Below are 6,332 nucleotides of genomic sequence, written 5' to 3' on the forward strand. Positions count from 1 at the left end.
CGAATTTAAGTCATTTTTTCGGAATCGCACCCGTGACTCGGGTCACCTCCATAAAGTAACTCATCAATTAGTTAGTTACATGCAGCCTTGTCACGAGGAGGTGGCTGGCTTTGACCACCCACGTCGAACACCGGATCGAGCAGCCGAGTACAGCCGGAGTTCCATTCGCGATCACCGACCCGGCCAAAGTTCCTGCGGGAAGGTACTTTTCGCCTGAGTTTGCCCAGCTCGAGAAGAAGAAGCTCTGGCCGCACGTTTGGCAGATGGCCTGCCGGGCCGACGAGATCCCACGCCCGGGTGACTTCACCGAGTACAAGATCAACGATCAGTCGATCATGGTGGTGCGTCAGCGTGACGACACCGTGAAGGCCTACTTCAACGCATGCCGCCACCGCGCCACGGCCCTGGCCTCCGACAGCGGAACCTTCCACGGTGGTCAGATCGTCTGCCCGTACCACGGCTGGCGCTGGAACCTGGACGGCTCCAATTCCTACGTCTATGCCGAACGCGGCTTCGCTCCGCGCTGTCTCGATCCGGAGTCGTTGCGGCTGGTGGAGTGTCAGGTCGGCGAATTGTTCGGGCTGGTGTGGATCAATATGGATCCGGCCGCGCCGCCGTTGCACGAGGCGCTGGCCGGGATCGCCGAGGCGCTGGCGCCGATCGCTTTCGAACGGATGCGGGTGCGCTGGTGGCGTCACCTCATCCTGCCGGGGAACTGGAAGGTCGCCCAGGAGGCGTTCATGGAGGCCTACCACGTGATGCAGGCGCATCCGTCGCTGTCGATGGGCGCGTCCGACGAGGACTTCAACCTCGACGCGTTCGGCGGCACGTTCGAGACCTTCGACGGCGGCCACGCGCACATGCTGCCCGTGCCGGGTGAGATTCCGGTCGAGGGAATGTCCGCGGCGGAGTACTTCGTCCAGTACAACACCGCGCTCTACCTGGGCACCGATGCCTACGCCACCGAACGGGAGATGTTCATCCAGCAGGGCTTGCTCGACCGCGACATCGATCCCGATCAGTTCCCGTCGGCGTTCTTCGGCGCGCTGTACGACTACGCGAAGGGGGCGGGCGTCGATCTGCCGTCGCCGCCGACGGAAACCAGCGGTTACGGTCACATTTTTCCGAACATCACTGTGTTGCCCGCCTATGGCAATTCGATCATGTACCGGGTCCGGCCCAACGGCGACGATCCGGAAAGCTGTGTCTTCGAGGTCTGGGCACTGCAGATTCCGGCGGCGGGGGAGGAGAGCGCCGATCGGCCCGAACTCGAGGGACCGATCCCGGTCGAGGACTGGCCGCAGATCCTCAAGGAGGATTTCCACAACATCATCGCCCAGCAGAAGGGTCTGAAGACTCGAGGGCTCGACGGGCTGACGCTGTCCGAACCGTACGAGGCGATGATCGTCAACAGTCATCGGACCATCGATCAGTATCTGGCGCGGTGATCCGGGTGCCAGTGGTACGAGTGGACCCGGCCGGTTTCGAACTGGCCGTCGGCGACGGTGAGACGCTGTTCGAGGCGGCGCTGCGGGTGGGGGCTCGCTGGCCGACCATCTGCTACGGGCAGGCCCGCTGTACGGCCTGCGCCGTGCGAGTGATCGACGGGCACGACCAGCTCGGCCCGGTCTCCGACGAAGAGCGAGATGTCTTGCGGCAGATCACGAATCGGCGCATGGGATGGCCCCTGCGCGATACCCGGCTGGCATGCCGGTTGACGGTGACCGGTGACATCACAGTGGAAAAGCGGGCGGCCCGGCCGTTTGCGCCCGGAGTGTCCGACAGTGAGGAGCGGGACGGTGAGTGAGCAGGGACCGGCAACGACGCCGGAACAGGTCTACGACGTCGTGGTCGTGGGCTTCGGCGGCGCCGGGGCCTGCGCCGCGATCGCGGCCGCCGAAGCCGGCGCTTCGGTGCTCGTAGTGGACAGGTTTTACGGTGGCGGATCGACGACGCATTCCGGGGGTGTGGTCTACGCCGGCGGCGGCACACCCGCGCAGCGGGAGGCGGGCGTCACCGACACCGCCGAGGCCATGTTCACCTATCTCGCACAGGAGGCCGGTGACGCGGTGGGCACCGCGACGCTGCGCCGGTTCGTGGACGGCAGTCCCGCGATGATCGAATGGCTTACCCGCCAGGGCGTGCCGTTCGAGGGCAGCCTGTGCCCGTACAAGACGTCCTATCCGACCAATCGCCACTTCTTGTACTACTCGGGCAACGAACAGGTTCCCAGCTATGCCGACAACGCCGCCCCGGCCCCGCGCGGGCACCGGGTCCGGGCGAAGAATTTCAGCGGGGCCGCTTTCTACGCCACGCTGCGAGATGCCGCGCTGGGCAAGGGCGTCGAGTTCCGCCCGCTGGCCGAGGTGCGCGAGCTGATCGTGGCCAACGGTGCGGTGGTCGGCGTCGAATTCGACGCCCCGGACCCCGGTGTCTTCGGGCGCCGGCACAAGATCTGCACCGAGATCGCCGCCAAGGCAGAGGTGTGGCATCCGCCGCTGGGCGACCGCCTGATGGCGAAAGTCGTTTCGGCCCAACGCAAGCGGAGCACTCGCCATCGGGTCCTGGCCCGTGGCGGAGTGGTGCTCTGCACCGGCGGCTTCGGGCAGAACAAGGAACTGGTCCGGCGCCACGCGCCGGCCTGGACCGAGGTGTCCCCGCTGGCCGCTGGAGCCGACGACGGCGCGGGCCTGCGGCTGGGTGCGCAGGTCGATGCCGCCACCAGCCACCTGCACAAGATGTCGGGCTGGAAATTCATCTCGCCCCCGTCGGGATTTCTCGAGGGGGTGGCAGTCGGAATGGAGGGCGATCGGTTCGCCAACGAACAGCTCTACGGCGCGACCATGTCCGAACCGCTGATCGAGCAACAAGGCGGGCGCGGATTCCTCATTCTGGACGCGGCGGGCTGGCGCACCGCGCGGCGGCAGGCGCGGGAACAATCGGCGTTCTTCCAAGTTCCGCAGAGCCTCTATATTTTCAGCCCATTCGGCCACCGCCGGGCCGCGACCGTGCAGGCGCTGGCCTCAGCGTGCGGTATCGATCCGGCCGGTCTGGCGGCGACCGTCGCGAAATACAACCAGGACATCGAGGCCGGACGGCCCGATCGGTTCGGCAAGGCCGACCAGTACCGGCGGGTGCTCGACCGCGGCCCGTATTTCGCGGTGAATCTGGCGCCGGGCGTCAGCCCCGCCTATCCGTTCCCGTTCATCACTCTCGGCGGGTTGGCGGTGGACGAGGACACCGGGGCGGTTCGCCGGGCAACCGGTGGCACCGTCCCCGGACTGTACGCCGCCGGCCGCGCGGCGGTCGGAATCTGCAGCAACAGTTACGTGTCCGGGCTGTCGCTGGCCGACGCGGTGTTCTCCGGCCGCCGTGCCGGTGAGCATGCGGCTCGCTCCGGCCGCGACGTCGAAATCCTCGAATCGAAGAATCAGGAGACCAGGTGAGTCCATCGACCCCCGCGCCGAGCCCCGAGGCGCAACTCGACATCTTCGCCACCGCAACGCGAATCGCGTTGTCGGACGAGAAATATCGCTCATACATGTTGAGCGGCAAGATCGGCGGCATGTACTACTCGCCGCGCGGACAGGAGTTCGTCGCGGCTTCGGTAGCGGCGCATCTACGGCGCGACGACTACGTGGTGACCACTTATCGCGGACTACACGACCAGGTCGCCAAGGGGGTGCCGCTGCGCGATCTGTGGGCCGAGTACCTGGGCAAGGCCGCCGGAACCTGCGGCGGCAAGGGCGGGCCGATGCATGTGACCGCGCCGGAGTACGGGCTGATGGTCACCACCGGTGTCGTCGGCGCCGGTCTGCCGATCGCGAACGGACTGGGCTTGTCCGCGCAGATGCGCGGCACCGATCAGGTGACCGTGGTGAACTTCGGTGACGGCGCGTCCAATATCGGCGCCTTCCACGAGGCGCTCAACCTGGCGTCGGTGTGGCGGCTTCCGGTCGTCTTCGTCTGTCAGAACAACAGATACGCCGAGTACACGCCACTGCGCGAGGGCACCTCGGTGGAGAGCATCGCCACCAGGGCGGCCGGTTATTCGATGCCCGGTGTCACTGTGGACGGCAATGATCCCATTGCGATGTACCAGGTCGCGGGCGACGCGATCGGCCGGGCCCGGCGCGGTGAGGGGCCGACGTTGCTGGAGGCCATGACCTTTCGCTTCCACGGCCATGTCATGGGCGATCAGCAGGGGTACATGCCCAAGGAGGAACTCGCGGCGGCGATGGCGAACGATCCGCTGCCGCGTTTCCGGGCCCAACTGATCGAGTCGGGCGCGGCCACGGTCGAGCAGATCGAGGCCGTCGAAGCGGCGGCGGCCGCCGAGGTCGCCGATGCCGCCGAATTCGCCTTCGATGCGCCCCTACCGGATCCAGCGGAACTGACCACCGATGTGTATGCGGAAGGAGCGGCGGCATGACCATCGCAGAACAGCCTGTGCAGACCCGGACCCTGGGCTTCGTCCAGGCGATCAACGACGCGCTCGATATCGCGCTGGAGACCGACGAGCGGGTCTTCGCCCTCGGCGAGGATATCCAGGAGCCCGGCGGTGGCGGTTTCGGTGTGTTCAAGGGCCTGGGAAAAAAGTATGGGACACAACGGATTAGGCATACACCGATCTCCGAGCAGGCGATCATGGGGGCCGCGATCGGCGCGGCCATCTCCGGGCTGCGGCCCGTCCCGGAGATCATGCTGATGAACTTCACCCACGTCTGCATGGATCAGCTGGTCAACCACGCCGCCAAGTTGCGCTACATGTCCGGTGGCCGCACCCCGGTGCCGATCACGGTGCGCACGGCCACCGGCGCCGGCGGTGGATTCGGGGCACAGCATTCCGACATGCTCGAGGCTCAGTTGGTGCATGCCGCCGGCCTCAAGGTCGTGGTGCCGAGCAATCCGGCCGACGCCAAGGGACTGCTGCTGTCGTCGATCTTCGACGACGACCCGGTGGTATTCGTGGAGATGTTCGGGCTCTACTTCGCCTCGCGCGGTGAGGTTCCGGTGGGGGACCATCGGGTTCCGCTGGGTAAGGCGGCCATCGCGCGCCCCGGATCGGATGTCACCATTCTGACCTATGGGCGGCAGGTGGTCGACTGCCTGGCCGTCGCCGAACAGCTGGCCACCGAGGGGATCGACGTCGAGGTGGTGGATCTGCGGACGCTGCAGCCGCTCGACATCGAGACCGTGCTCGCCTCGGTGGCCAAGACCAAGCGTGCGGTCGTCGTGCACGAAGCGGTGCGGCGCAACGGATTCGGCGCCGAACTGGCCGCGACCATCCACTCCGAGCTGTTCGGTGAGCTGGCCGGCCCGGTGGCGCGGGTGACGGCACCGAACACGCCGGTGCCCTACGCCAAATCGCTGGAACAGGCCTACATTCCCGGGCCGCCGCAGATCGAGGCGGCAGTGCGCGGACTGTTGTGAGCCCCGATCATCCGATTCATCGCGAGAGGAGACGCCTTCCGTGGCGCACGAACTACTGATACCCCAGCTCGGTGTGACGATGACCGAGGGGACGATCACGGCCTGGCTGGTCGAGGACGGCCAGACGGTGCAGCAGGGAGATCTGCTCTACACCCTGGCCACCGACAAGACCGAGACCGATATCGAATCACCCGCCGCGGGCACGCTGGTCATAGTCGGTGAGATCGAGGTGGAATACCCGGTCGGCTCAGTCGTCGGCCGGATCGAATAGCGGGGCCGGATCCCGCGGCACGCCGTTGTCCGCTGCCGCGGGCCGGTGTCCTGCACCGTTGACCACCGGCGGGGTTCCGGATGCGCGGAGCTCACCGAAGTTACCGCGCACCAACATGTTTTGTACCAGACATGCTCGTTCGAGGAGAACAGTCGTGGCACGAGGAATCTTGTACGTCGAAACCCGGCCCAGTGCCCCGCAGCGTACCGCGGAGTATCACAGCTGGTACGACGAGACGCATCTGCGTGAGGTGGTGGCGATGAAGGGGTTCGTCTCGGGCCGCCGGCTCGAGCCCGTCGCCGATGACGGCCCGTTCGTCGCCCTGTACGAAATCGAGGCCGACGATCTGCAGGCCGTGGTCGACCGGCTGTTGGCCGCCGCGGTAGGCGGAGCCCTGCACATGTCCGATGCCCTGTGTATGGATCCTGCGCCGGTGGTCCGCCTGTTGCGCACGATCACGGTGCAGGAGTCCGAGCCCGAGCCCGGTCCCGGTCGATCTGCGCTGGCCGATTCGGGCACAGCCCCGCGCTGAGCTGGTGAGGGGCTGGTCGCCCGTTATCTTTTTCGCAGCCCTTGATCGAGGGCTACGGTCGCCAGGCCCGGTATGACTTCTTGCCCCTGTCGTGCG

7 protein-coding genes are annotated in these 6,332 nt (G+C 66.6%); all 7 read left to right on the plus strand.

Annotated features, from left to right (window positions below):
* The first annotated feature begins 263 nt into the window (after positions 1–263).
* The 7 genes from A5780_RS20985 (at position 264) to A5780_RS21015 (ending at position 6,236) form a co-directional block, all read left to right on the plus strand.
* Positions 264–1,448 carry an SRPBCC family protein gene (locus A5780_RS20985; protein WP_197521821.1) on the plus strand — a complete coding sequence of 395 codons (1,185 nt, stop codon included), beginning with the start codon at positions 264–266 and terminating at the stop codon, positions 1,446–1,448.
* Between the two features lie 5 nt (positions 1,449–1,453).
* Positions 1,454–1,807: a 2Fe-2S iron-sulfur cluster-binding protein gene (locus tag A5780_RS20990; RefSeq protein WP_064909379.1), complete on the plus strand. Its 354-nt coding sequence runs from the start codon at positions 1,454–1,456 to the stop codon at positions 1,805–1,807.
* Positions 1,800–3,446, plus strand: coding sequence for an FAD-binding protein (locus tag A5780_RS20995; RefSeq protein ID WP_064909377.1), 1,647 nt, complete (start codon positions 1,800–1,802; stop codon positions 3,444–3,446). The genes A5780_RS20990 and A5780_RS20995 overlap by 8 nt, the downstream gene beginning before the upstream one ends.
* Positions 3,443–4,432, plus strand: a complete 990-nt coding sequence (locus A5780_RS21000; RefSeq protein ID WP_063009741.1) for a thiamine pyrophosphate-dependent dehydrogenase E1 component subunit alpha — start codon at positions 3,443–3,445, stop codon at positions 4,430–4,432. Before A5780_RS20995 ends, A5780_RS21000 begins: the two co-directional genes overlap by 4 nt.
* A 2-nt stretch (positions 4,433–4,434) precedes the next feature.
* Positions 4,435–5,433, plus strand: coding sequence for an alpha-ketoacid dehydrogenase subunit beta (locus A5780_RS21005; protein ID WP_063009906.1), 999 nt, complete (start codon positions 4,435–4,437; stop codon positions 5,431–5,433).
* Between the two features lie 40 nt (positions 5,434–5,473).
* Complete coding sequence (locus A5780_RS21010; RefSeq protein ID WP_063009739.1) at positions 5,474–5,704, plus strand: biotin/lipoyl-containing protein; 231 nt, start codon at positions 5,474–5,476, stop codon at positions 5,702–5,704.
* Positions 5,705–5,858: 154 nt separating this feature from the next.
* Positions 5,859–6,236: a hypothetical protein gene (locus tag A5780_RS21015; protein ID WP_063910631.1), complete on the plus strand. Its 378-nt coding sequence runs from the start codon at positions 5,859–5,861 to the stop codon at positions 6,234–6,236.
* The last annotated feature ends 96 nt before the right edge of the window (positions 6,237–6,332 follow it).

It is taken from the genome of Nocardia sp. 852002-20019_SCH5090214 (assembly GCF_001665865.1).
Taxonomy (GTDB): domain Bacteria; phylum Actinomycetota; class Actinomycetes; order Mycobacteriales; family Mycobacteriaceae; genus Nocardia; species Nocardia nova.